We start from the raw sequence: 25,604 nt of genomic DNA, 5'->3' as shown, positions 1-25,604 counted from the left end.
TAGACGCCACCCTTGGTTGGCGCTCCAAAAAAACTGCCAACCAAGGTTGGCAACTACCGACGAACCGCCGGGCATGGCCCGGCGTTTCCCTATCGCTACCAGCCTCCGCCCAGCGCGCGGTACAGCTCTACACGCGCGATCGCGGCGGTGGCCTGGCTGTTGGCCAGCGCGGCCTGGTTGTCCAGTGCGATGCGCTGGGTGGTCAGCACGTCCAGCATGTCGACCACGCCGGCCTGGTACTGCCGGCGCGCCGCCCCCAGTGCCGTCTCGCTCTCATCCACCGCCACGTGCAGCTGCACCGTGCGCTGCTGCTCGGCACTGTAGCCATCCATGGCGTCATCCACTTCGTGCCATGCCTGCAGCACGGTACGGCGGAACTGCAGCGCCGACTGTTGCTGCTGCAGCCTGCTCAGCGCGAGGTTGGCCTTCAGCCGCCCGCCCTGGAAGATCGGTACGCTGATGGACGGCCCGATGCTGAAGCGGTGCGCGTTCCAGCCATCCAGATCATCCAGCTGCTTGGCCTGGAACCCAGCGTCGCCATTCAAGGTGATGCGCGGCAGGAAACTGGCCTTGGCCACGCCGATGCCGGCCGTTGCCGCATGCAGTGCCGCTTCGGCACGACGGATGTCCGGGCGACGCTCGGCCAGTTCGCTGGGCAACCCCACCGCTACGGCCGGCAACGCCGGCCAGTCACGGCGTGCATCCTGCAGCTGCGCGTCCAGCGCCTGCGGCGGCTGCGCCAGCAGGAACGCCAGCGCATTGCGCAGCTGCGATTCACGATGCCGCAGCGGCGCGATGCGGGCCTGCAGCGATGCCACCTGCGCGGACGCGCTGGACACCTGCAGCGTGCTGGCCACGCCCTGCTGCTGGCGTGCCTCGGTCAGGCGCTTCATGTCGTGGGCGATGCTGAGGTTGTCCTCGGTGATCGCCAGCAGCTGCCGCGTCGCACGCAGCTGCAGGTAATCACGCGCGGTTTCCGCCAGCAGCGCGATGCGCACCGCATGTGCATCCTCCTCGGCCATCTGCACGCGTGCGTCGGCCGCTTCCACCTGGCGGCGCACACGCCCCCACAGGTCCAGCTCCCAGCTCAACCCGATGCCGGCCTGGAACAGCCCGTAGTCATCACGGCCGCCGTTGCCGGACGGATCATTCAGGCCCACCTCGCTGTTGCGTGCACGCACGCCACTGGCGCTCGCGCTGACGCTGGGCAGGCGATCGGCGGCGGTGATGCCGCGTGCAGCACGGCTCTGCTGCACGCGGTTGGCCGCCAGCTGCAGGTCCAGGTTGGCCGCCAGCACCTGGTTGGCCAGCTGCCCCAGCAGCGGATCGTCGAAACCGGCCCACCAGGCCGCGTCCTGGTCGATGGCGTTGCCGGCGACGGCCTCACCCTGCCAGTGGCTGGGCAGTTCCGCCTGCGGGCGTACGAAGTCCGGCCCCATCGTGCAGGCAGCCAAGGCCGTGCACAGGCTGGCCGCAACGAAGGTGCGGAACACGGTGACTGCGCTCATGCGCCCTCCCCGCTCTTGTGGCCCGGACTGTGCTGCACGCTCTGCGCGCGGGCGCGGCTGCCCAGGTCAACGCTGGCTTCCACCGACATGCCGGCACGCAGCTGGTCCAGCAGCGGCTGGCCCGGCTCCAGCACGATCTTCACCGGAATGCGCTGCACCACCTTGGTGAAGTTGCCGGTGGCGTTCTCTGGTGCGACTGCAGCAAAGGTGACGCCGGTGGCTGGTGCAATGCTGTCGATGTGCCCGCGCAGCGGCTTGCCCGGGAATACGTCCACCTTCAGTTCGACCTGCTGGCCGGCCTGCATGCGGGTCATCTGCGTTTCCTGGAAGTTGGCGACCACGAAGGCGCGCTTCAGCGGCACCACCGCGGCCACCGGCGTACCCGGCGTCAGGTAGGCACCCACGCGCACCGCGCGGCGACCGACCATGCCATCGATCGGTGCGCGCAGCACGGTGTGCGACAGATCCAGTTCGGCGCGCGCCTGCGCCGCTTCCGCACGCTGCACCGCCGCCTGTGCAGCCTGCACGCCCGCGCTGAGGATGTCGGTGCGCTGGCGTGCGGTCGACAGCGCGGCCTGGCCCTGCTGCAGATGCGCACTGGCCACGGCCTGCTTCGACTGCGCCTGCTGCGCGTTCTGCACGGTACCGGCGCCGTCACGGGCCAGTTCGCGGTAACGCTGCTGGTCGGCACTGGCCAGGGTCAGCTCGGAACGGCTGACATCGACACTGGCCCTGGCCTGCGCGATCAACGAGTCCTGCTGGGCCAGTGCGGCCTGCGCATTGGCCAGCTGTGCACGGGCATTGGCGAGGTCGGCACGGGCCGCCTGCAGGGCGACCTGGTAGTCGCGGTCGTCGATGCGGGCCAGCACATCACCGGCCTTCACCGACTGGTTGTCCTCGACTTCCACAGCACTGACGAAGCCGGGAATCTTCGGCGCTACCAGGGTGTAGTCGGCCACCACGTACGCATTGTTGGTGGTCTGGTGGCCGCCATCGCGCAGCAGCAGCCACGCGCCGACGGCCAGGGCCAGCACGCCCAGGCCCAGGCCGGTGTTGAGGGTGGTTCGATTGATCGTCATGAGGGGGTTCCTGCGAAAGGTTCAGGCCACGGCACGTGGCGGATGGATGCGGGTGGGCATCCAGGCAATGAGGGGAATGAAGGCCAGCGCCACCAGCGCGACCACCCAGTACAGGTCGGCCGAGGTCAGCGCCTGCACCTGTGCATGCAGGCGCGCGCCCAGCTGCGGGCCCTCGGCCAGCCACGGCTGCTCGCCAAGGCGGTCGACCAGCACGGTGGAATGGAAATGACGGCGGCCCTGGGCGACGGCATCCAGCACGCCGCTGGCGAGCACGGCAGCAAAGCCCTTGACCGTGTTGAACCACGCCGAAGCGAACGGACCGTCCTGCGGTGCCAGCCCGCCAGTGGCCAGCATCAGCAGCGGCAACACCGCCATCGGCTGGGCGAATACCTGCAGCAGCTGTACCCACAGGAAGTTGTCGCGGATCCAGGCCACATCCAAGTGCGAGCCCAGCCAGCAGGCCAGCGCCAGCATCGCCAGGCCGGTGGCCTGCACCCAGCGGCAATCCACTGCGCGGATGTTCAACAACGCCGCCACCAACGGCAGTGCGATCACCTGTGGCAGCGCCACCCACAGCAGCATCGGTGCGGTCTGCAATGGCCGGTAGCCCTGCACGCTGGCCAGGAATCCGGAGGGAATCGAGATCACCGCCAGCAGCACGAACAGCACGCCGCCCAGCGTCACCAGCGAGTAGCTGAGGTTGCGGTTGGCCAGCAGCTGCAGCTTGAAGAACGGCAGCGGGTGGAACCATTCATTGATCATGAACAGCACCATCAGGCCGGCGCCGCCACCGATCATCAGGGTGATCATCGGCGAGTCGAACCAGTTCAGGCGCGGGCCCTGCACCAGGCCCAGCACCAGCAGCACCAGCGCCGGCAGGCCCAGCGCCAGGCCCACGCCATCGAACTGGGCAAAACGCTCCAGCCGCAGCGGGTCCTGCGGCAGGCCCCAGCTGACCATCGCCATGGCAGCCAGGCAGTACGGCACGATCTGCCAGAACGCCCAGTGCCAGCCCACCTGCTCGACCCAGAACGCGGCCAGCGGCGTGCCCATGCTCGGGCCGAAGGTAGCGGTCAACGCGTAGCCCGCCAGGCCATACAGCTTGATGCCGGGCGGCAGGAAGCGCAGTGCCACGCTCATCAGCAGCGGCGGCAGCGCACCACCACACAGCCCCTGCAGCGCGCGCAGCAGCAGGAACACCTGCAGGTTCGGCGCAAGCGGGCAGAGCACGCCCAGCACCATGAAGCCACCGATCATCGCCAGCGCGAAGCGGCGCAGCGAGAAGGTGGCGGCACACCACGGGGCGAAGGCCATCGCGCTGACCGACATCGCGCTGTAGAGGGCGACGATCCAGCTGCCGTCATCGACGCTGAAACCCATCGCACCACGGATGTCGGCCAGGGCGACCTTGGTGATGTTCTCGTTGAAGCCCGACACCAGCACCGCCAGCAGCACGCCACACAGGCCGACCAGAACGCGGCGGTCGAGCCCGGGGGCGGCGGCAGGACGGGGCGCAGCAGCGGCCAGGACAGCGGCGGCCGGCGTACTCATCGCCGGGCACCGATCCGTGCAGTGCACGGCATGTTGGGGGTCATTGGAATGCGCTCAGTGAAACTCCGGGGAGCGCAGTCTAGGGAGCTGGTACCCTGCGAAAAATGGCGCAACCCGCATCCCAGGCGTGCGTCACGCGCACGCATGAAAGTGTCAGCGCGGAGCCTCCCCTGCGCTAGCGCGGAGCCTCCCCTGCGCTTTCGCACATGGTCTTGATCGAGCGCCGCAGCCACTGGTGCGCAGCATCGTTGTCCAGCCGCGGGTGCCAGGCCTGGACGATGGCGGCGGTGCGCACCGGGATCGGCAGCGGGAACAGGCGCAGCGGCAGGCGCATGCTGACGATCCGCTCCAGCATCACGCTCGGCATCTGCGGCAGGATCAGGTCCGACTCGGCGGCAGCGAAGATCGCGCCGTGGAAGGTCGGGCTGATCAGCGCCACCCGCCGCTGCAGGCCCAGCGTGGCCAGGTCGTCATCGATCGGGCCACGCGGCAGCCCCCGCCGCGACACCGCGATGTGGTCGCAGGCAGCAAAACGCTCGGCGCTGATCTCCTCATCGAACAACGGATGATCTTCGCGCGCGGCGCCCATGAACGAGGTACTGAACAGGTTCTGCACCTTGGTATCGGGTGCATGCTTGCCGGCGGTGCTGATGTACAGGTCGATCCGGCCCTGCGCCATCGCGTCGTCGTCGGTATCGCCCTCGGGCACGAAGCGCAGCACCGCGCGCGGCGCCTGCTGGCGGAACAGTTCACGCAGGCGTCCGCCGAATCCACCGATGAAGACATCATTGGCGCGGACATTGAAGGTGCGCTCCAGGGTGCGCAGGTCGATCTCGCGACCGGCGTTGAACACACGGTGGGCCTGCTCGATCACATCGCGGACCTGCTCACGCAGCTGCAGCGCGCGGGGCGTGGGGGCCAGACCGCGGCCGGCACGCACCAGCACCGGGTCGCCCAGCGCGGTGCGGATCCGGCCCAGGGTACGGCTCATCGCCGGCGCGCTCAGGTTCATCCGCCGCGCGGCGGCGGCCACGCTGCATTCGTCAATCAGCACGTCCAGTGCCAGCAACAGGTTCAGGTCCGGCAGGGGCATGACAGTCTCCAGTAAATCAGATGACTCTACGACACTTGTAACCACAGCGGATTGCGTTTTACGCATTCATTGACTGCCGCGCACGGCATGGGTGCGCGCAGTGACATCGGCGACCATCCCCGGCCTGCCAAGGAGACATCCATGTTCAATACCCTGCTGGTCGCCCTGGACGGTGGCCCCCAGCACGCACGCGTGCTGGACCTGGCCGCAGCCATCGCCGGCCCCCACAGCCGCCTGCACCTGCTGTGCGTGCTCGACCCCGAATTCGCGCTGGCGGCCGATGCCAGCGAAGCCAACCGCATCGAGTACCCGGAAGCCGCCCGCCAGCGCTCGCGGGCCGAAGCGGTGCTGGCCGAAGCCCTGGCCGAGCTGCGCGAGCGCGGCGTCGACGCCATCGCGCAGATTCCCTCGGGTGACCCGGGCGAAGTGATCAGCGAGCAGGCCCGGCGCCTGAAGTGCGACCTGATCGTCATCGGCCACCGCCACCTGTCCCGCCTGGAACGCCTGTTCGAACCCTCGATCGGGCAATGGACCATCGACCACGCGCCCTGTCCCGTGCTGGTGGAAACCCGCGACCCACAACCCTAGCAACCATGGCCTCCCGTTCCCCGTTGTTTCCCACCCGCGTCAACTACCGCGCCTTCGGCCGCCAGTTCGGCCGCGGCGAACAGGCACTGCTGGCGGCGATACGCCAGCTGCACGATCCTGATCAACAGGCCGATGGACTCGCCCAGCTGAGCAGCCTCGGTATTGATCCCGAAGGCTGCGACGCGTTCGTCGGCCTGCTGCCGCTGCTGGCCACGCCCACCGCCCCGATCGACCTGCTGCCCGCTGGCTCACCGTTCATCGCGGCCAGCGAACTGGACCTGCTGGTCTGCCTGCTGCGCATCGCCCAGTGGCGGCATGCACGCCCGCGCGAAGATGACACGCTGGCACCGTTGCGCCAGCAGCTGGCGCGCTGTGCGATGGCCGTGCAGGCGGCAAACCTGCCGTTGCGCCAGCGCTCGTTGTCACCGGTCGGGCTGAGGCTGCTCGATCCGACCGGCTGGTTGCGGCAGCGATAAGCCGTCGCGCCCCCCGTGTGATCGCATGCAGAGAGCTGCTCAGCAGTCCATCGTTCCGTGCGTGCTGCCCTCGTCATCCAGCACGTGCGCATGCAGGATCACCTGGTTGCGGCCAGCCCGCTTGGCGGCATACAGGCCGGCATCGGCGTCTGCCAGCAACTGATCGGCACTGGCCAGAGCCGGCGGATGCAGGTAACCCACGCCGACGCTGATGCTGACCGGGCCTTCCGGCAATGGCAGCGCTTCGACCGCTTCGCGCAGCCGCTCGGCCAGCGCCAGCACGCCCGACAACGGGCTTCCGGGCACGATGACGGCGAACTCTTCACCGCCATAACGCGCAACGCTGTCACCACCGCGACCGGCTATGGCCTTCAGCACCCCGGCCACCGCCTGCAGGCAACGATCACCGGCCGGATGGCCGTGCTGGTCGTTGAAGGCCTTGAAGTGGTCGATATCCACCAGCAGCAGGCCCAGCTCGGTGCCGCTGCGCCGTGCGCGATTCCACTCGGACGTCAGCCGTGCGTCGAACTCGCGGCGGTTGGCCACGCCGGTCAGGCCATCCTGCCGCGCCAGTTGATCCAGTGCTGCCTGGCGTTCCAGAAGATCGGTCTGCAGCAGGACGCTGCGCAGGCCGAAGCCAAGGGTGGCTACGACGAAGCCGGCAACGGCCAACGGCCGCGCATGATCGACCACCAGCGTGCCGACCACCAGCAGCAGCAATGGCAGGATGATCGGACCGGCGGCCTGCACCGTCCTCGCCAGCCGCGGGTGTGCCGTGGTGCCTGTGTCCGGCCTCGTGTCCAGCGCCAGGCAGGCGATCAGCAGAAAAGGTACGTCGATCAGCAGATCGTTGAACGCACCGAATGCATCATCGGAGGTGTAGTGGTTGATGTAGTAGGCCACCAGCAGATAGGCCAGTGCGTACAGCGCCAGTGCGCGGAAGAACCTGCGCCGTTCGGGCACGTCGCCGGCCAGCCATCGCACCACGGCGAACGCGGCGATACACAGGTTCTGGATGTCGAACATGCGCTGCATGTTGGACATCGCATGGGCGTCGATGTCGACACGGGCGGCGAACGATGCGGTGTGCACGAAGAACAGCACACCCAGCAGCGCCGCCATCGCCGCGTCGATCAGGCTGATGCTCAGACGCTCGCGGCGTGCCCGCGCCAGGATGAACACCAAGGGCACGCCATACAGCACGTAAAGGAACAGGCTTGCGCGCGGGGTGAAATCAGCACGCCCGGCGCCCAAGGCGTCGATCATGTTGAACGCCATGCCGCCGGCCCACAGCAGCAGTGCCAATGCCGTGGCGCGCCACCCCAGTGCCGCGCGGTCGCGGCGGGCCCGCCACAGGCAGGCGGCCGCCGCCAGCAACGGGGCGCCGGTCAGGAAAACGAAGGAGCCGACCCCGGCGGGGCCAGGCCACAGGGCCACGACCAGGCCGTGGCACAGCACATACAGCAGCGCCAGCACTACCGGCATGCATCCCCCGATCCGCAAGGCCGTATGGACGCACGATAGCCCCGCCCGCGCCACGGCCACGTGATCCAATACGGCAATACGACACGTCGCGTGCCCCCCCCCCATGGGAGTGCCGGCCGCTGGCCGGCAATCCCGGGGAATCACAGGGCTGCAGGTTGCCGGCCAGCGGCCGGCACTACCGGAAAGCCGTCAGCCGCGCAGGGCGCGGGCGTGGTGGGCGATGTGCTCGCCGATGAAACTGGCGATGAAGTAGTAGCTGTGGTCGTAGCCCGGCTGCAGGCGCAGGGTCAGCGGATGGCCGGCGGCATCACAGGCCTGCTGCAGGCGCTGCGGTTGCAGCTGGGTCTGCAGGAATTCGTCCGCCTCGCCCTGGTCGACCAGCAACGGCAGGCGCTCAGTGGCCACCGCGACCAGTTCGCTGGCATCCCACTGCGCCCAGTCCGCCGGGTTGTCGCCCAGGTAGGCGTGGAAGGCCTTCTGCCCCCACGGCACGTGGCTGGGCGCAACGATCGGCGAGAACGCCGACACGCTGCGGTAGCGCCCCGGGTTGCGCAGCGCGATCACCAGCGCACCGTGACCGCCCATCGAGTGGCCGCTGATGCCGCGCGCATCGGTGACCGGGAAATTCGCCTCGATCAGTGCCGGCAGTTCCTGCGCCACGTAGTCGTGCATGCGGTAGTGCTTCGCCCACGGTGCACGGGTGGCATTGAGGTAGAACCCCGCCCCCTTGCCCAGGTCATAGCCCTCGGCATCGGCCACGTCATCGCCGCGTGGGCTGGTATCGGGCGCGGCGATGATCACGCCATGCTCGGCCGCGTAGCGCTGCGCGCCCGCCTTGGTGATGACGTTCTGCTCGGTGCAGGTCAGCCCGCTCAGCCAGTACAGCACCGGCAGTTTCTGCGTTTCCGCCTGCGGCGGCAGGTACACGGCGAACTGCATGTCGCAGCCCAGCGTGGTGGAATGATGCCGGTAGACGTCCTGCCAGCCGCCGAAACAGGCGCGGTGTTCAATACGTTCCATGGTGCTCTCCTGCGCGGCGCGTCAGCGCACGCGTGCTTCTGGTAGATGCCGACCTTGGTCGGCTTATCCACGCGCGGCGTGGATGCCTTTGTTGATCCGTTCATCCAGCTGCGCCAGCAGGCGCAGCAACGATTCGACGCCAGGCTGGCCATCAAGATTGCGCCAGGCCGCCACGGCCACATCGCTGCGCGGCGGCCACTGACCGGCCGCGCGCGCCTCATGAAGGCGCGGCAGGAATACCTGCGCAAGCCACTGCTCGAACGGCATGCCATCGTCGCTGCCGAAGGCCGAGGTCACCGCACGCGGTGGCCCCACCTCCCCCACTACCCAGCCCAGCGCACGCAACGCCTGCTCGATCGGAACCACCAGGGCCGCGCGCGGGTCTTCCGCACGCGGCCGGCGCAGGGCATCCAGCCAGCCCATGACGCGGCTCAGTAGTGAACCACCGACCGGATCGACTTGCCTTCGTGCATCAGGTCGAAGGCTTCGTTGATCTTGTCCAGGTCCATGGTGTGGGTGACGAACGGTGCCAGTTCGATATCGCCCTTCATCGCGTCCTCCACCATGCCCGGCAACTGGCTGCGGCCCTTCACGCCGCCGAAGGCGGTGCCCATCCACTTGCGCCCGGTCACCAGCTGGAACGGACGGGTGGAGATCTCCTGGCCCGAACCGGCCACGCCGATCACCACGCTCTGGCCCCAGCCACGGTGCGCGCATTCCAGCGCCGCGCGCATCACGTTGACGTTGCCGATGCACTCGAAGCTGTGGTCCACGCCCCAGGTGGTCATCTCGACGATGACCTGCTGGATCGGCTTGTCGTAGTCCTTCGGGTTGATGCAGTCGGTGGCGCCGAATTCGCGCGCCAGTTCGAACTTGGACGGGTTGGTGTCCACCGCGATGATGCGGCCGGCCTTGGCCTGGCGCGCACCCTGGATCACCGCCAGGCCGATGCCACCCAAGCCGAACACCGCCACGCTGTCGCCTTCCTGCACCTTGGCGGTGTTGTGCACCGCGCCGATGCCGGTGGTGACGCCACAACCGAGCAGGCAGACGTGCTCCGGGTTCGCGTCCGGATTGATCTTCGCCAGCGAGACTTCGGCCACCACGGTGTACTCGCTGAAGGTCGAGCAACCCATGTAGTGGTACAGCGGCTCGCCGTTGTAGCTGAAGCGGCTGGTGCCGTCGGGCATCACGCCCTTGCCCTGGGTGGCACGCACCGACACGCACAGGTTGGTCTTGCCGCTCTTGCAGAACAGGCACTCGCCACACTCGGCGGTGTACAGCGGAATCACGTGGTCGCCGGGCTTGACGCTGGTCACGCCCTCACCGACCTCCACCACGATGCCGGCGCCTTCATGGCCCAGCACCACCGGGAACAGGCCTTCCGGATCATCGCCGGACAGGGTGAAGGCATCGGTATGGCAGACACCGGTGTGGGTGATCTTGACCAGCACCTCGCCCTTCTTCGGCGGGGCGACGTCGATCTCGACGATCTGCAGCGGCTGGCCGGGACCAAAGGCGACGGCGGCACGGGACTTCATGGTGGCTTCTCCAGTATCAGGCGGAAAGGGAATGGCAGGACGATCGGCGGGATATGGCGCCGATGCTTATTTCAGGTACGAGCGGATCAACGCGCTCATGTCGCGCACGCGTTCGGCGCGCTGTTCATCGGAGGCCGCAGGCTGGCCGAACTCCTCGCGCAGATGGGCCTCCATCACCTCGGACATCAGGCCGTTGACCGCGCCACGGATGGCGGCGATCTGCTGCAGCACCGGCCCGCAGTCGGCACCGGCTTCCAGCGCGCGATCCAGCGCATCGCACTGGCCGCGGATACGGCGCACGCGGGCCAGGACCTTCTTCTTCTCTTCGGGGGAGTGCGGCATGGCGGGGCCACCTCGGAACTATACTGGGGGATAGTATAAACAGAGAGGCGAATGAAGCCATCTGGTGCTGCCGAGGCATGCCCCAGGGACAGATCAGCCCAGAGTATGAATGAACAATAAATAGATTCATTTGTTACTTTTTCATGACGTAGGGTGTCGCATTCGCCCCTGCGTTTACCCCTGAGTCACATTGGCGTGACCAGGGAGAAATCATGTACCGACCGTTGTTCGCCCGCAGTCGCTTGTCTGTCGCGCTGGGTTCGGCATTGGTGCTGGTGGCCGCCGCACCGGCCATGGCGCAGCAGGCCGCCACGCAGGAACAGAAGGCCGAGCCCGCCAGCAGCAAGACCCCCGTGCAGCTGGACCGGATGACCGTCACCGGCTCGCGCATCTACCGCGCCGGTTTCGACACGCTCGAGCCCGCCGCGGTGGTCAGCCGTGAATCGATCGAGAACTATGGCGACACCAACCTCATCGATGCCCTGACCCGGATTCCCGGGGTCAGTGCCGGCGTCAGTTCGCGCGGCGACCAGGCCGGCTTCGGTGCAGGCGTCAACTTCGCCAGCAAGTTCGGGCTGGGCAGCAATCGCCTGCTGACCCTGGTCAATGGACGCCGCTTCGTCACCTCTACACCGCCCACCATCTTCGGAGCCGGCGGCGGCTCGGGCATCCAGGTCGACATGAACGCCATTCCCAGCGTCATGGTGCAACGCATTGAAAGCCTGAGCGTTGGCGGTGCACCCACCTATGGCTCGGATGCGATCTCCGGCGTCAACAACATCATCCTGCGCGACCGGTTCGAGGGTGCCGAAGTCGAGCTGGGCTACGGCAGGACCAGCAAGAACGACAACGAGCGCTACTCCTGGTCGGCCATCTTCGGTACCGACTTCGCTGATGGCCGTGGCCACATTGTGGTGGCGGCGGAACTGGACAACGCCGATGGGGTGAACGCGCTGCAACGCGATTTCTACCGCCAGGGCTACAGCCTGCAGGCCAATCCCACGGCGGCCAATGCCACTGCCCAGCCCCTGCGCCGGCCGACCAATGATGGCCGCATCGACGGCAGCATTCCGTTCAACACCGGGCCCCGCGATGGTATCCCCGACCAGGTCTGGATCCGCAACCGGCGCATTGCCAGCATGACCTTCGGTGGCCTGGTGATGCCGGCGACCGGCAGCTACACGCGCAACGGCCTGGGCGACATCCTTGGCTTCGGCCCGAACAAAGACAAACTGTGGCAGTTCAACAACGAGGGCAAGCTGGTCGAGTTCAATCCCGGCACCAGCTACGCGGGCGGCAACGCCTCCGGCGGTGACGGCCTGAACCTGTTCGAGACGGTGCCGCTGATCGCCGACCTCGAACGACGCTCGGTGTTCTCCACCGGCAGCTTCGACTTCACCGACAACGTGCGCGGCTTCTTCGAACTTTCGCGATACGAAGCGACCGCCCGCGAAACCCTCGACCAGAACGTCTACAACGCGGTGTCCTTCGGCAATGCGCGCCTGGACGGCGGCGGTACCGCCAGCGGTGCACTGACCTTCAGCGCCAGCAATCCGTTCCTCAGTGCGGAAACCCGCAAGATCCTCGCCGACAACGGCATCACCTCGTTCCGCCTGTCGCGATCTTCGCGCGACCTGTCGATGAACAACGCCAGCACCGAAACCCGCCTGACCCGTGCGGTGCTCGGCCTGAACGGCTTCTTCGAGGTCGGAAAACGCAGCTTCAACTGGGAAGCCAGCGTCACCCACGGCCGCGGTGACTTCGACTACCTCGGCACCGGCCTGATCCAGCAGAACTTCATCAATGCGATCAACGTCACCACCGACGCCAGCGGGCGCATCATCTGTGATGCCACCCGCCCGGGCACCACGGCCGATGCGAACTGCCGCCCGCTGAATCTGTTCGGCGAGAACCAGGCGTCGCGCGAAGCCCTGGACTATGTCTCCACCCGGACCGTGGCCAAGGCGCAGACCCGCCAGACCGTCATCAATGCGTCGGTATCCGGCGGCCTGTTCGATCTTCCCGGCGGCGAGCTGTCCGCGGCGGCCGGCTTCGAACACCGCCGCGAAGAAGGCTCCTTCACCCCCAGCGAGTACCAGCGCCTGGGCCAGGGCCGCTCAGTGCCGACCCAGGCGGCGGAAGGCAAGTACCACACCAATGAAGTGTTCGCCGAAGTGCTGGCACCGCTGTTCAATCCCGACTGGGATATTCCGGGCCTGCATCGCCTGGACCTGACCGCCAAGTTCCGCCGCGTCGACAACTCCGTCGCCGGCGCGTTCAATGCGTTCACCTACGGCATCCAATACGAACCGATCGCCGGCCTGCAGCTGCGCGGCAACAAGACCCAGTCACTGCGCGCGCCCTCCATCGCCGAGCTCTACACCACCCAGCAGCCGGCCTACTACAACATCCCGGAAGTGTGCTCGCTGGACAACATCAGCGGCGGCTCAAATCCGGCGGTGCGTCGCCGCAACTGCGAGGCGTTCTTCGCCGCCTACCCGGGTGCCGATCCGAACACCTTCCGCCAGCAGCCGACCAATACGCTGGGTTCGACCAACGGCAGCACCCGCCTGCAGAACGAAACGGCGAAGTCGTGGACGGCCGGCATCGTGTTCGCGCCGGAATGGATCCCGGGCCTGCGCGTCGCCGCCGACTGGTATGACATCAAGATCAACAACGTGATCACGTCGCTGAGCGCCAACGACATCATCACCGGTTGCTTCGACACTGCCGACTTCAACGCCGCCAACGTGCCCAACGCCAACCGCTTCTGCAGCCTGGTGACGCGTGATCCGAACACCGGCGTGGCTACCAGCATCAAGACCGAGTATGGCAACGGCCCGGTGCTGATGTTCCGTGGCTGGACCGCCGAAGTCGGCTACCGTTGGGACCTGTCGCGCTTCGGCGTACTGGACCTGGACTTCTACGGCTACATGCCGAAGAACCGTGGCCAGGCCGCGAACCGGGACGTGCCGTTCGTCGAACAGGCGGGCAGCTTCAACGAGCCCAAGCGCCAGTTCCGTTGGACCGCCCAGCATCGCATCGGCAACTGGAACTACGGCGTGGCCTCCAACTACACCAGCCGCGCCCAGTACACGATGACCGATACCCCGGAAAGCCGTCAGTACTTCTACCGCGACAGCTGGACCACCTGGGACGCCAACGTCACCTACCGCATCACCGACGCCGCGCGCGTGACGTTGTCGGTGATCAACGTGGGCGATGACATCGGGCCGTTCCCGTATGTGCTGGATGCACTGGGCCGTCGCTACATGGCCAGCCTGCGCTACAACTTCAAGTAGGCCTGGCGCAGCGTTTCCACAGGCGGGGCCCGGTGTACGGGCCCCGCTCAATCAAACAGACCTTGTTCCGCCAACCGGGTCAGCTCATCCACCACGTAGCGCACCTTCGGCCGCAGGTGGCGCGTCGGTGGCCACAGCGCATGGATGTCGATGTGCCGCTGCATGTGTTCGTCCAGCACCGATTGCAGCACGCCGGAATCAAGATGGCGGCGCACCAGTGAAATGGGCATCTGGCAGATGCCGAGGCCGGCGATGGCCGCTTCGATCACCGCGTCGCCATCATTGAGTTGATAGGGCGCACTGGGAATGAACGTTCCCTCGTCCTCCTCGCTGCCGATCCGCCACCAGATCGGTTGCCCGTGGCGGAAGCCGACGATGCTGCGGTGCTGCGCCAGTTCCTGCACCGTGCGCGGCACGCCATGCGCCTGAAGGTACTCCGGCGATGCGCAGGTGACCAGGCGCTGGCGCCCCAACCGGCGCGCGACCAGGTGCTCGGCCTGGTGCAGCCCACCGAAACGGATCAGCAGGTCGATGCCCTCTTCGACCGGATCGACGAAGTGATCGGTGAAGGTCATCGTCAACTGCAGGTCCGGATACTGCCGGCACAACCGCAGCAGCACCGGCAGCACCACCAGCCGCCCGAACGAGGACGGCATGTCGATGCGCAGCCGCCCGCTGGGCAGGCCCGCCGAACCCAGACAGGCCTCGGCCGCGGAGATTTCTTCCAGCGCCGCCGCACAGGAGGCGTAGTACGCCTCGCCATCAGTGGTCAGTGCGATGCGCCGCGTAGTGCGATGGAACAGGCGCACCCCCAGCCGCGCTTCCAGACGGGCGATGGCCTTGCCCACCGCCGAGCGCGAGATGCCCAGCGCGTCTGCCGCCTCGGTGAAGCTGCCCGAGCGTGCGGTCGTGACGAACGTCACCAGGCCATTCAAGGATTCCAGCGGCAGCATCGTTCGCACCCCATTGGGGACAAATAGTCCCCATCAAGGGAGATCGAAGCGCTTTATGTGCCCGCATGTCAACTCCATCCTGTGTGCATCGCGCCGCTGGCGCTCTTCCCCGCACCGAGATGACCAACATGACCGCCGCCCTGTTCCGTCCGTTCGACCTGACAGGCATCGCCCTGCGCAACCGCATCGCGATGGCCCCGATGACCCGTGCCCGCAACCCCGGCTCGGTCGCCAATGAGCTCACCGCGCAGTACTACCGGCAGCGTGCCAGCGCCGGCCTGATCATCAGCGAAGGCACGCCGGTCTCGCCGCAGGGCCAGGGCTACATCGACGTGCCGGGTATCTGGTCGGCCGAGCAGGTGGCCGGGTGGAAGCTCGTCACCGAGGCGGTGCATGCCGCGCAGGGCACGATCTTCGCCCAGCTCTGGCACGTCGGCCGCATGTCGCATGCCTCGCTGCAGCCTGAGGGCGGACAACCGGTCAGCGCCGGTACCCGCCCGGTGGCCAGCGCACCGAAGAACACCTCGTTCGTCTATCTGGACGACGGCAGCCGCGGCCATGCCGATCCCACCCCGGCGCGTGCGCTGGCCACCGAAGAGATCCCCGGCATCATCGACGACTTCGTACGCGGGGCGGACAACGCCATTGCCGCCGGCTTCGACGGCATCGAACTGCATGCCGCCAACGGCTACCTGTTCGAGCAGTTCCTCAACCCGCTCATCAACGAACGCGAGGACCGCTACGGCGGCTCGCTGCCGAGCCGCGCGCGATTGATCCTGGAGACGGTGGATGCGATGGCCCAGCGCATCGGCGCGCACCGAATCGGCGTACGCCTGGCACCGAACAACCTCACCTTCGACATGCCGTTCTACCCCGACAACGAAGCCACCTATCTGTACCTGGCCGAGGAACTGGGCAAGCGCGGGCTGGCCTATGTGCATCTCAACGACAACCTGCAGGCGGGGCAGTCGGTGCTGGGCGAGGCGTTCCTGCAGCAGTTCAAGCAGGTCTACGGTGGCACGTTGATCCTGGCCGGTGGCATGACCCGCGAACGCGCCCTGCAGCTGGTCGAGGCCGGCACCATCGACCTGGCCGCATTCGGCCAGCCGTTCATCGCCAACCCGGATCTGGTCGAACGCCTGCAGCACAACGTCGCGCTGGCCACGCCCGACCGCAATACCTATTACGGTGGCGGCGAGGCAGGCTACCTCGACTACCCGCGCGCGCAGTAGAGCCACGCGATGCGTGGACGCGGGCGTACACTGCCCACCCGCATCCACCGGATCTGGCCATGGATACGCCCACCGCATCGTTCATCGTCAACCTCGATGTCCCCGGTCTTGCCGCTGCCGAGGACTTCTACATCCGAGCCTTCGGCCTGCGCATCGGGCGCCGTCTAGGCCCGGGCGCCGTGGAGCTGCTCGGTGGGCCAACGCCGCTGTACCTGCTGCAGAACGAGGCCGGCAGCGCCGCCACCGAGGATGGCGACGTGCGCGACTACGAGCGCCATTGGACGCCGCTGCACCTGGACTGGGTGGTGGATGACATCGAAGCCGCACTGGTCCGTGCGGTTGCGGCCGGGGCGACGCTTGAGCAGTCCGTGCGCGAGCGCCGCTGGGGGCGCATCGCCGTGCTGGCCGATCCGTTCGGGCATGGCTTCTGCCTGATCCAGTTCAGCGGCGAAGGCTACAACGCGCTGGTCGAATGACCGGCGCGCCGTTCACCACGGCAACGGCACTGCTTCACCGTTGGCGCGCTCACCGTAGTACAGCGACGGCAGCAGGCGCGAGAGGAAACTGAACTCCGTGTAGCAGTGCTTGAGCAGGCCCAGGCCGACCGCATCGCCGGCATCGCAGTGCGGATCGGTGCTGTCCAGGCCGAGCACGAAGCGGCTGCGCAGCACACAGCCAAACGGCGTATCGCGCGCCACGTGCAGCATCTGCCCGTCGCAGGGATCACCGTTTGCATCCAGGCGTACGTGATCTCCGAAGCCGATGCGCGCGGCGATCACTGCCGATACATCGCCTGCATCCTGTGCCGCCTGCAGGCGCTCTGGCACCAGCAACGTGCGCGGGTCATGGAACTTCAGGCGCGCCGCCACCGGCGGGATGTCGGCCAGCGATTCCACCGCGTGGATGCTGGCACCGTGGTAGCTGCGTCCGCGCTGCCAGGCCGCGTCCCAGCCGCGATGCTCGACATGATCGACCGGATGCCACCAGCGGATGTGCTGTGTGGTCTCAAAGAACGTAAACCACCAGTCCAGCATGCGGCCCTTGCAACCGTGCAGATCGGTACGCACCGCCACCAGCAGGGTGCCATCTTCGCGGCGCTGGATGCCGGTTTCCAAGCGCATCGGTGCGGGGGCGAGCAGATCGTGGTGGTCCAGCCAGGCGCGGGCGTTCACAGCGGTATCCATCGGGGTCTCCTGCATCTCGGGAGACCTGACAATACGGAAACGTTTTTCGTTTCGCAATTATCCGAATGCGGTAAGATGGGCGCAATGAACAGCACCACCCTGCCCGAGCCACCCTCACCAATCCGCCGCCGCGGCCGCCCTGCGCGGCCGGAAGCCGAAGTCCGCCACGCCGTGCTGCAGGCCACGCTGGAGCTGCTGCTGGCACAGGGTTACGAGGCCACCACCATCGAAGCGGTGGCGGCGCACGCCGGGGTAGCGAAGAAGACCGTGTACCGCCACGCCAGCAACCGCGAAGAACTGGTCGGGTTGGCCGTGCGCGAGTGGACCGACGGCTTCGCGCCGCAGTTGCAGCGCGATGCGCACGACGCCGATGAGGTGATGCCGTTGCTGCGGGCCATCCTGCAAGCGGTGTGCGCGCAGGCACTGTCGGCGCAGGCAGTGCAGGTATTCCGCCTGCTGGCCACCGACTTTCCTGGCAAGGACGCGCTGCTGCAGGCCTATCTGGACAATGGCATCGAACGCGGCCGTGCGCTGCTGGCCGACTGGCTGGCGCGTCAGCAGCAGCGCGGGCTGCTGCGCGAGGGAGATGCCGCGTGCATGGCGCGGCTGATCCTGGCGATGGCCGTGGCCGAGCCGCTGCGCGAACGCGTGATCGGTGTGGTGGCCGAGGATGCGCCGGTAGAGGTGCATCTGCGTGATTGCCTGGAATTGTTGGCACCCGTACTGCAGGTGCCGTAGCAGACCGCATCCACGCATGGCGAGGTTCTACAGGCAGCGCTTCGGATCAGGTCACGCCTGCACGTAGGGCATTTCGCTGTCGATACCGTCGAACGTGATCAGCTGCAGCAGCGGCTGCACGTCCTCGTCACTGATCTCACCCGCAGTGATGTCCTCCACGCGTGCATACAACGCCTGCAGCGCCGCTACCTGGTCCCCTCGCAGCCAGCCACGATGGGTACCGAGCCAAGCCTGCAGATTGGTTCCGATATCGCCCTCCGAAAGCAGCGAATCCTCTTCCTCCAGCTCCACCACCGCTTCGGCCATCTTGCGGAACAGGAAGTCCTGGAAGTTCGCGGCCAGCAGATCGGCGCGATCATCGTCATGCCAGACCAGCAGCACCGGCGACTCGCTGGAACCCGGTGCATTGGTCCAGAAACAGTAATGATCACCCGCGCCGGTGCGCGCGAACGGCAGCAGTTTCAGGTCATCGCGCAGCGGGTTGTAATGATCTTCGGCAGTCAGATCTTCCCACGCTGCGCGCAGTTCGCTCGGCTCGATCGGTTCATAGTCGTTGGCATACAGCAGTACCGGCGGCTGCGGCTGCACCTGCGGGAACACCGTGCGGTACCAGTTCGGGCCCTGCTCGCCCCAGCTGAAACGGTTGTCTTCCACCAGCTGGCGGAACAACGGCGGGAAGGTCTGGCCGGAAGCCTGTTCGAGATCGGCGAGCATGCTCAATGACGTCCTTTTGTTGAGAAGACTCACTCTAGCGGGTGAACGCCATCCCCGCATGGCGCGGATCCACTCGGAAAGCTCTCGTTGGAGCCGGTCATTGGACGGCACTGCGCCATCCACCGCGATTCACTCGCGCAGCATATCCACGAACGCACGCAGCGCACCGGGCATCTGCCGCTGCTTCGGGTAGTACAGCGCGAAGCCGGCGAACGGTTCGCTCCAGTCTTCCAGCACCGCCACCATCTGCCCTGATTCGATGTAGGGCCGCGCGGTGTCTTCCAGCACGTAGGCCAGGCCGATGCCATCGAGTACCGCGCCGACCACGGTGCCCTGCTCGCCCAGCGTCAGCCGTCCGGGCACGTCGATCTCCAGCGCCTGCCCACCGCGCTCGAACTGCCACTTGTACAGATGCCCGCTGGCGAAGCGGAAGCGGATGCATTCGTGTGCAGCGAGATCGCGCGGATGCTGTGGCGCGGGATGCCGCCGCAGGTAGTCCGGCGATCCGACAATCAGCCCGCGCAGTGGTGGCCCCATCGGCACTGCCACCATGTCCTCGGGTACGAACTCGTGCAGGCGCACGCCGGCGTCGTAGCCCTCGGCGACGATGTCGACCAGGCCGTCGTTCTCGGTCAGCTCCACCCGCACGTCGGGATGGGCGTGCAGGAAGCGCGCCAGCCGTGGTCCCAGCTGTGTCGCCACCGCAGCACGGGTGGCGTTGATGCGCAGCAGGCCGGCCGGTGCGGCACGGAACTGGTTCATCTCCTCCAACGCATCGTGCACCTGCCCCAAGGCCGGCTGCAGGCGCTCCAGCAGGCGCTGCCCGGCTTCGGTCAGGGCCACGCTGCGGGTGGTGCGATGAAACAGGCCCACCCCCAACCGTTCTTCCAGCGCGCGGATCGCATAGCTCACCGCCGAGGTCGACAGCGCCAGCTCGGCGCCGGCACGGCGGAAGCTGCGGTGGCGGGCGACTGCGGCGAACGCGGCCAGGTGGGAGAGATTGTCAGTGGCCATGATTGTGCAGTTTCACTTGATGAATCATGCCGATATCCGGGCTTTCTGCCGCTGGGTACGGGGCGTATTGTAAAGCGCCTTTCGACAAACCCTGCCAAGGATTCCCCATGTCCCTCGCCCGTGGTTACGCCGCCCATTCACATACCGACCCGCTGATCCCCTACGAGTTCGAACGCCGCGCGGTCGGCCCGGACGATGTACGTATCGAGATCCTCTACAGCGGCATCTGCCACTCCGACCTGCACCAGGCCCGCGACGACTGGGGTGGCTCGATCTACCCGATGGTGCCGGGCCACGAGATCATTGGCCGCGTCACCGAGGTCGGCAGCAACGTCACCCGCTTCAAGGTGGGCGACCACGCCGGCGTGGGCTGCATGGTCGACTCATGCCGCCACTGCGACGCCTGCGAGCACGACCTGGAGCAGTACTGCGCCGAAGGCGCGACCTGGACCTACAACGGCCGTGAGCGCGAAAGCGGCGCGCCGACGTATGGCGGCTATTCCGACCACGTGGTGGTCGAACAGCGCTTCGTGGTGAAGGTGTCCGAAACGCTGGACCTGAAGGCCGCCGCCCCGCTGCTGTGCGCCGGCATCACCACCTGGTCGCCGCTGCGCCACTGGAAGGTCGGCCCGGGCCAGAAGGTCGGCGTGATCGGCCTCGGTGGCCTCGGCCACATGGGCGTGAAGTTCGCCAAGGCCCTCGGCGCGCACGTGGTGATGATCACCACCACGCCGGAAAAGGGTGCCGATGCCAAGCGCCTGGGCGCCGATGAAGTGCTGGTCTCGCGCGATGCCGCGCAGATGAAGGCGCACGCCGGCAGCTTCGACTTCCTGCTCAACACCATTCCGGTTGGCCATGACACCAACCCGTACATGGGCCTGCTCAAGCGCGAGGCCACCATGTGCCTGGTCGGCGTGCTGACCGAACTGGATCCGCCGCTGACCGGCGGCAGCGTGATCTTCGGCCGCAAGCACCTGACCGGCTCGGCGATCGGCGGCATGGCCGAAACCCAGGAAATGATGGATTTCTGCGCCGAGCACGGCATCGTCAGCGATGTCGAGATGATCGACATCAAGAACGTCAACGAAGCCTGGGAGCGCATGGCGAAGAACGATGTGCGCTACCGCTTCGTGATCGACATGGCGACGATGACGAACGCCGCCTGATCGATCGGCGACTGTGAACGAAGAACCCCGGCACTGCCGGGGTTTCTTGTTTGCGTTGCACGGCCCGTCCGCCGGGCCATGCCCGGCGAGCGAAGCGGTTGCCTCCCTCCTTGGGCATGACGAAGATCAAGGACCCGGCCACCAGCCGGGCGCAGACTCGCTGCATGGCCCGCCTGCCCTCCCCTGCGATGCTGATGCGCGCGCCGCACCGGCTGCTGTTCTTCATCGGCGCCAGCAACCTGCTGCTGGCAATGCTGTGGTGGGCGTTGTGGCTGGGCGCATTGCGCGGGTTGTGGACGCCGCAGCCACCGCCGCTGCCTCCGGCCTGGCTGCACGCGCTGCTGATGCAGTACCTGGTACTGCCCAGTTTCATCTTCGGCTTCCTGCTCACCGTGTTCCCGCGCTGGATGGCACAGCCGGAGCTGCCACGCAGCCGTTATGCGCCGGTCGGCATCGGCCTGTTTGGTGGGCAGGCGTTGCTGATTGCCGCCGCCTGCGGGTGGACACCCGGACTGTGGCCCGGCCTGCTGCTGGCACTGGCCGGCTGGAGCGCCGGACTGATCGTGCTGGGACGCGTGCTCAAGGCCGCCGGTCCCAACCGCAACTGGCATGCGCGCGCCTGCTATGCCGCACTGCTGCTGGGCTGGCTGGGGCTGCTGCTGTTCATGGCGGTGGGGCGCGGCCACGCCACGCTGATGCCAGTCACGGTGGCACTCGGCACCTTCGGCCTGCTGCTACCGGTCTACCTCACCGTCGCGCACCGGATGATCCCGTTCTTCGCCAACAACGTGGTGGATGGCTATGTGGCGTGGCGCCCGCTGCGCTGGTTGGCTGCGATGTGGGCGCTGCTGATGCTGCGCCTGCTGTTGAGCGCGTTGCAGGTCGACCACCTGCTGTGGCTGGCCGATGCGCCGCTGCTGATGTTGTCGCTGCAGGCGCTATGGCACTGGTGGCCACGCGGGCCGATGCCGGGCCTGCTCGCGGCCCTGTTCCTGGCATTGGCGTGGCTGCCGATCAGCTTCGCGTTGTATCTGCTGCAGGACATCGGCCAGATGCTGGGCCATCCGCAACTGCTCGGCCGCGCGCCGCTGCATGCCCTCGCCGTGGGCCTGTTCGGCAGCCTGCTGGTGGCGATGGTGACCCGGGTCACCCAGGGCCATTCCGGCCGACCGCTGGTGATGCCGGCAGTGGCCTGGTTTGCGTTCGTCGCGCTGCAGGCGGTGGCGACCATGCGCATCGCTGCCGAACTGATGCCCGACGCCTATGCGTGGCATTTCGCCGCAGCCATCGGCTGGTTGCTGGCCCTGGCACCGTGGGTGGCACGGCTGGGCTGGATCTACCTGAGCCCACGGCGCGACGGCAAGCCGGGCTGACATCGACGCCGGGCATGGCCCGGCGCTACCGCAATCGAATCAATACGCGAATTCGCGGAACACCGGATCGACGTCGCCGTGCCAGCGGCCATGGAACAGCGCCAGCTTGCGTTCGGCCGGGGTCAGGCCGGACTCGACGATCTCCTGCAGCACGTCCAGGAACTTGCTCTCGTCCTGGCCGTCGGCATTGCGCGCCGCGCGGCGCTTGAGGCCTTCGACGGAAATCTTCACCGCTTCACGGGCCAGGTCGCGCACGCTGCCAGTGCGGAACGGCAGGTTCATCGCATGCTTCGGCACGCCGTCGCGCAGTGCATGGCGCTCGGCCAGGGTGAAATCACGTACCAGGTCCCAGGCCGCATCCAGTGCGGTGTCGTCGTACAACAGGCCCACCCAGAATGCCGGCAGCGCACACAGGCGGCTCCACGGGCCACCGTCGGCACCGCGCATTTCCAGATACTTCTTCAGGCGCACTTCCGGGAACGCGGTGGTCATGTGGTCCGACCAGTCGCGCAGCGTCGGCAGCGCGCCCGGCAGCACCGGCAGCTTGGCCTGCATGAAATCGCGGAAGCTCTGCCCGCTGGCGTCGTGGTAGATGCCATCGCGGTAGGAGAAATACATCGGCACGTCGAGCAGGTAATCGACATAGCGCTCGTAACCGAAGCCATCCTCGAACACGAAGTCGAGCATGCCGGTGCGGTCGGCGTCGGTGTCGGTCCAGATGTGCGAGCGGTAGCTCAGGTAGCCGTTGGGCTTGCCTTCGGTGAACGGCGAATCGGCAAACAGCGCGGTGGCGATCGGCTGCAGCGCCAGCGACACGCGGAACTTCTTCACCATGTCCGCTTCGGTGGCGTAATCCAGGTTCACCTGCACCGTGCAGGTGCGGGTCATCATGTCCAGGCCCAGCGAGCCGACCTTGGGCATGTAGGCGCGCATGATCTTGTAGCGGCCCTTTGGCATCCACGGCATTTCATCGCGCTTCCACTTCGGCTGGAAGCCCATGCCGAGGAAGCCGAGCTGCAGCTCACCGGCCACCTGTGCCACTTCGTTGAGATGGGTGCCGGTCTCCACGCAGGTCTGGTGGATGGTCTCCAGCGCCGCTCCGGACAGTTCCAACTGACCGGCAGGTTCCAGCGTCACCGAGGCACCATCGCGCAGCAGGGCGATCGTGTTGCCGTTCTCCTGCACCGGCTCCCAGCCGAAGCGGACCAGGCCATTGAGCAGCGCTTCGATGCCGCGCTCGCCCTCGAAGGTCGGCGGGCGCAGGTCATCCAGGCGGAACCCGAACTTCTCGTGCTCGGTGCCGATGCGCCACTGCGCGCGGGGTTTCTCGCCGGAGGCGATCACCTCCACCAGCTGCGAGCGGTCGGTAATGGGTGTATCGGCGACGTGGCTGGGGCTCGACAAGGGGAAGGCTCGCTGGACAGTGGCGGGGGATGTGGGGCCCGGGGCCTTCCATCGCAAGGGCGCACTATAGCGTGGCGACCCGTTGCGTCATGCGACGGAGACGGTTTTCAGCATCCTACCGACGCCCTCTTGACCCTCGTACACTCGGGGCCATGAGCCGCCATTCACGACACCCCGAACTGCACCGCTCCGAGCGCGTCGGCTGGCTGCGTGCCGCCGTGCTGGGGGCCAACGATGGCATCGTCTCGGTGGCCGGCCTGGTGGTCGGCGTGGCCGCCAGCGGCGCCTCCGCGGCGACCATTCTGGCCACCGGCGTGGCTGGCACCGTGGCCGGCGCGATGTCGATGGCCGCTGGAGAGTATGTCTCCGTGCAGACCCAGGCCGACACCGAAGACGCCGACCTGGCGATGGAAAAGCGCGAACTGCACGAAGATCCGCACAGCGAGCTGGAAGAGCTGGCCGCGATCTACCGCCACCGCGGCCTGGAGCCGGCGCTGGCGCGGCAGGTGGCCGAGCAGCTCACCGCCCACGACGCACTGGGCGCCCACGCCCGCGACGAGCTGGGCATCACCGATACCCTGCGCGCGCGCCCGCTGCAGGCAGCGCTGGCCTCGGCCGGCGCCTTCACCTGTGGTGCGGCACTGCCGGTGCTGACCGCGCTGCTCGCGCCGGTCGACAAGGTCGCGATGATGACCACCGCCAGCACCCTGCTCGGCCTGTGCCTGACCGGCGCGATGGCGGCCCAGGCCGGCGGCGCACCGCCGGTACGCGGCGCGATCCGGGTGATGTTCTGGGGCGCGTTGGCGATGGCCGCGGCCGCCGGCGTCGGTCGCCTGCTCGGCGCACACGTGACATGACCGCCATGCTGCCCCCGGCCACCGCACTGCTGGCCGAGATGGCCAGTCTGGCGGGCTGTGAGCGCGCCGAAGGCTATGCCTGCATCACCGCCCGTCGCGAGCATGGCGCCAGCTCGGTGGAGATTCCGCAACCGCAGTTCGCGATCCTGCTGGAAGGCCGCAAGCAGGTGCGTACCGCGCACCAGTCGCTGGAATTCATCCCTGGCGACATCCTGCTGCTGACACAGCGCTGCCGTATCGACGTGGTCAACAGCCCCGACCCGGGGACCGGCCGCTACCTCAGTGCCATCGTGCCGCTGTGTGCCGAAGTGCTGGCGGCCGCACGCACACTATGGAGCGAGGAACTTCCCGCCCCTGGCCAGGCGATGGCACGTCTGCCGTTGATCGACCATGGCCCGGTGCTGCGCCAGTGGCGGCAATCGCTGCAGGACGGCCGTTACAGCGAGGCACGATTGGCCCTGGCCTCGCTGGTGCTGACCCTGTGCCGACAGGGCCACGGCAACCTGCTGCTGCCGCAGGCGCCGAGCCTGGGCGAACAGATCCGCGACCGCATCGCCGCCGAACCGGCACGCGACTGGCAATCGCGTGATGTGGAAGAACAGTTCGCGCTGAGCGGTGCGACCCTGCGTCGTCGTCTCGCCGCCGAGGACACCAGCCTGCGCCAGCTGCTTACCGAGGCCCGGCTGGCGCATGGCATGCAGCTGCTCTACACCACGGACCTGCCATTGAAGACCGTCGCAGCACGCGCGGGCTACCGGTCTGCGGCGAGCTTCAGCAAGCGCTTCGCCGAGCAATACGGACTGGCTCCCACAGACATTTGAGGGGGTTCGGCAGGGCTGCGCCCTGCACCCGCAGAGGCAACAGCAACGTCCGAAGCAACAGCAACAGCGGCTATCCGAGGGATGGCGGGGCGGTGTGGGTGGGCAGGACACGCCGTAAACCCATCCATGGGGGCTCGATGGCGCCATCCATGGCGCCAACGGT

The 25,604-nt window shown here is 67.3% G+C and carries 24 protein-coding genes; 10 read left to right on the top strand and 14 right to left on the bottom strand.

Annotated elements, in window-relative coordinates:
- Positions 1-95: 95 nt before the first annotated feature.
- The 4 genes from ACMZ91_RS20610 to ACMZ91_RS20595 form a co-directional block, all read right to left on the bottom strand.
- Positions 96-1,508, bottom strand: coding sequence for an efflux transporter outer membrane subunit (locus tag ACMZ91_RS20610; RefSeq protein ID WP_049462471.1), 1,413 nt, complete (start codon positions 1,506-1,508; stop codon positions 96-98).
- Positions 1,505-2,587, bottom strand: a complete 1,083-nt coding sequence (locus ACMZ91_RS20605) for an HlyD family secretion protein (protein ID WP_012481236.1) — start codon at positions 2,585-2,587, stop codon at positions 1,505-1,507. Before ACMZ91_RS20605 ends, ACMZ91_RS20610 begins: the two co-directional genes overlap by 4 nt.
- A 21-nt stretch (positions 2,588-2,608) precedes the next feature.
- Positions 2,609-4,138, bottom strand: coding sequence for an MFS transporter (locus tag ACMZ91_RS20600; RefSeq protein ID WP_049462474.1), 1,530 nt, complete (start codon positions 4,136-4,138; stop codon positions 2,609-2,611).
- A gap of 175 nt (positions 4,139-4,313) precedes the next feature.
- Positions 4,314-5,231 carry a LysR family transcriptional regulator gene (locus ACMZ91_RS20595; RefSeq protein ID WP_032129879.1) on the bottom strand — a complete coding sequence of 306 codons (918 nt, stop codon included), beginning with the start codon at positions 5,229-5,231 and terminating at the stop codon, positions 4,314-4,316.
- A gap of 141 nt (positions 5,232-5,372) precedes the next feature.
- Here ACMZ91_RS20595 and ACMZ91_RS20590 point away from each other — a divergent pair, with 141 nt between their 5' ends.
- Together ACMZ91_RS20590 and ACMZ91_RS20585 are read left to right on the top strand one after the other, a co-directional pair.
- A complete protein-coding gene (locus ACMZ91_RS20590) occupies positions 5,373-5,819 on the top strand; it encodes a universal stress protein (RefSeq protein WP_414578303.1) in 447 nt (148 codons plus the stop codon).
- 5 nt (positions 5,820-5,824) lie between these two features.
- Positions 5,825-6,295, top strand: coding sequence for a hypothetical protein (locus ACMZ91_RS20585; RefSeq protein ID WP_049400257.1), 471 nt, complete (start codon positions 5,825-5,827; stop codon positions 6,293-6,295).
- A gap of 39 nt (positions 6,296-6,334) precedes the next feature.
- Here the strand turns inward: ACMZ91_RS20585 and ACMZ91_RS20580 are convergent, their stop codons facing one another.
- The 5 genes from ACMZ91_RS20580 to frmR form a co-directional block, all read right to left on the bottom strand.
- A complete protein-coding gene (locus ACMZ91_RS20580) occupies positions 6,335-7,780 on the bottom strand; it encodes a GGDEF domain-containing protein (protein WP_071229623.1) in 1,446 nt (481 codons plus the stop codon).
- Positions 7,781-7,969: 189 nt separating this feature from the next.
- Complete coding sequence (gene fghA / locus ACMZ91_RS20575) at positions 7,970-8,800, bottom strand: S-formylglutathione hydrolase (RefSeq protein ID WP_277779165.1); 831 nt, start codon at positions 8,798-8,800, stop codon at positions 7,970-7,972.
- 63 nt (positions 8,801-8,863) lie between these two features.
- Positions 8,864-9,223, bottom strand: coding sequence for a YqcC family protein (locus tag ACMZ91_RS20570; protein ID WP_012512081.1), 360 nt, complete (start codon positions 9,221-9,223; stop codon positions 8,864-8,866).
- A gap of 8 nt (positions 9,224-9,231) precedes the next feature.
- Positions 9,232-10,341, bottom strand: coding sequence for an S-(hydroxymethyl)glutathione dehydrogenase/class III alcohol dehydrogenase (locus ACMZ91_RS20565; protein ID WP_012512082.1), 1,110 nt, complete (start codon positions 10,339-10,341; stop codon positions 9,232-9,234).
- Positions 10,342-10,407: 66 nt separating this feature from the next.
- A complete protein-coding gene (gene frmR, locus ACMZ91_RS20560) occupies positions 10,408-10,683 on the bottom strand; it encodes a formaldehyde-responsive transcriptional repressor FrmR (protein WP_005411009.1) in 276 nt (91 codons plus the stop codon).
- 212 nt (positions 10,684-10,895) lie between these two features.
- Here frmR and ACMZ91_RS20555 point away from each other — a divergent pair, with 212 nt between their 5' ends.
- On the top strand, positions 10,896-13,985 hold the full coding sequence (locus tag ACMZ91_RS20555) for a TonB-dependent receptor domain-containing protein (protein ID WP_121504397.1): 3,090 nt from the start codon (positions 10,896-10,898) through the stop codon (positions 13,983-13,985).
- A gap of 47 nt (positions 13,986-14,032) precedes the next feature.
- Here ACMZ91_RS20555 and ACMZ91_RS20550 read toward each other — a convergent pair whose 3' ends face one another.
- Positions 14,033-14,938 (bottom strand): LysR family transcriptional regulator, encoded by a 906-nt coding sequence (locus ACMZ91_RS20550; RefSeq protein ID WP_134951584.1) that lies wholly within the window; start codon positions 14,936-14,938, stop codon positions 14,033-14,035.
- Positions 14,939-15,066: 128 nt separating this feature from the next.
- Between ACMZ91_RS20550 and ACMZ91_RS20545 the strand changes: the two genes are divergently transcribed.
- Together ACMZ91_RS20545 and ACMZ91_RS20540 are read left to right on the top strand one after the other, a co-directional pair.
- Entirely contained in the window at positions 15,067-16,170 is a 1,104-nt protein-coding gene (locus ACMZ91_RS20545; RefSeq protein WP_414578409.1) for an alkene reductase, read from the top strand.
- Between the two features lie 59 nt (positions 16,171-16,229).
- A complete protein-coding gene (locus tag ACMZ91_RS20540; protein ID WP_049400262.1) occupies positions 16,230-16,646 on the top strand; it encodes a VOC family protein in 417 nt (138 codons plus the stop codon).
- A gap of 12 nt (positions 16,647-16,658) precedes the next feature.
- On the opposite strand, the gene ACMZ91_RS20535 is transcribed toward ACMZ91_RS20540, so the two are convergent.
- On the bottom strand, positions 16,659-17,354 hold the full coding sequence (locus ACMZ91_RS20535) for a DAPG hydrolase family protein (RefSeq protein ID WP_414578407.1): 696 nt from the start codon (positions 17,352-17,354) through the stop codon (positions 16,659-16,661).
- Between the two features lie 75 nt (positions 17,355-17,429).
- Here ACMZ91_RS20535 and ACMZ91_RS20530 point away from each other — a divergent pair, with 75 nt between their 5' ends.
- A complete protein-coding gene (locus tag ACMZ91_RS20530; protein ID WP_071229532.1) occupies positions 17,430-18,092 on the top strand; it encodes a TetR/AcrR family transcriptional regulator in 663 nt (220 codons plus the stop codon).
- A gap of 51 nt (positions 18,093-18,143) precedes the next feature.
- Here the strand turns inward: ACMZ91_RS20530 and ACMZ91_RS20525 are convergent, their stop codons facing one another.
- Together ACMZ91_RS20525 and ACMZ91_RS20520 are read right to left on the bottom strand one after the other, a co-directional pair.
- Positions 18,144-18,806: an SMI1/KNR4 family protein gene (locus ACMZ91_RS20525; RefSeq protein WP_414578404.1), complete on the bottom strand. Its 663-nt coding sequence runs from the start codon at positions 18,804-18,806 to the stop codon at positions 18,144-18,146.
- A 129-nt stretch (positions 18,807-18,935) separates the two neighbouring features.
- A complete protein-coding gene (locus tag ACMZ91_RS20520) occupies positions 18,936-19,820 on the bottom strand; it encodes a LysR family transcriptional regulator (RefSeq protein WP_049400266.1) in 885 nt (294 codons plus the stop codon).
- A gap of 107 nt (positions 19,821-19,927) precedes the next feature.
- Between ACMZ91_RS20520 and ACMZ91_RS20515 the strand changes: the two genes are divergently transcribed.
- Entirely contained in the window at positions 19,928-20,986 is a 1,059-nt protein-coding gene (locus ACMZ91_RS20515) for an NAD(P)-dependent alcohol dehydrogenase (RefSeq protein WP_414578402.1), read from the top strand.
- A gap of 116 nt (positions 20,987-21,102) precedes the next feature.
- The gene (locus ACMZ91_RS20510; RefSeq protein WP_414578400.1) at positions 21,103-22,359 is read left to right on the top strand and encodes an NnrS family protein; all 1,257 of its coding nucleotides are present in this window, start codon (positions 21,103-21,105) and stop codon (positions 22,357-22,359) included.
- A 39-nt stretch (positions 22,360-22,398) separates the two neighbouring features.
- On the opposite strand, the gene ACMZ91_RS20505 is transcribed toward ACMZ91_RS20510, so the two are convergent.
- The gene (locus ACMZ91_RS20505; RefSeq protein WP_032129893.1) at positions 22,399-23,763 is read right to left on the bottom strand and encodes a glutamate--cysteine ligase; all 1,365 of its coding nucleotides are present in this window, start codon (positions 23,761-23,763) and stop codon (positions 22,399-22,401) included.
- 152 nt (positions 23,764-23,915) lie between these two features.
- Here ACMZ91_RS20505 and ACMZ91_RS20500 point away from each other — a divergent pair, with 152 nt between their 5' ends.
- Complete coding sequence (locus ACMZ91_RS20500) at positions 23,916-24,620, top strand: VIT1/CCC1 transporter family protein (RefSeq protein ID WP_032129894.1); 705 nt, start codon at positions 23,916-23,918, stop codon at positions 24,618-24,620.
- On the top strand, positions 24,617-25,441 hold the full coding sequence (locus tag ACMZ91_RS20495; RefSeq protein WP_134951702.1) for a helix-turn-helix transcriptional regulator: 825 nt from the start codon (positions 24,617-24,619) through the stop codon (positions 25,439-25,441). Before ACMZ91_RS20500 ends, ACMZ91_RS20495 begins: the two co-directional genes overlap by 4 nt.
- Positions 25,442-25,604: the final 163 nt, after the last annotated feature.

Origin of the sequence: Stenotrophomonas sp. FR024 (assembly GCF_047500745.2) — a bacterium.
Lineage (GTDB): Bacteria > Pseudomonadota > Gammaproteobacteria > Xanthomonadales > Xanthomonadaceae > Stenotrophomonas > Stenotrophomonas maltophilia_A.
Note: the sequence above shows the minus strand (reverse complement) of the source record. Positions and strands in the feature narration are given on the sequence as shown.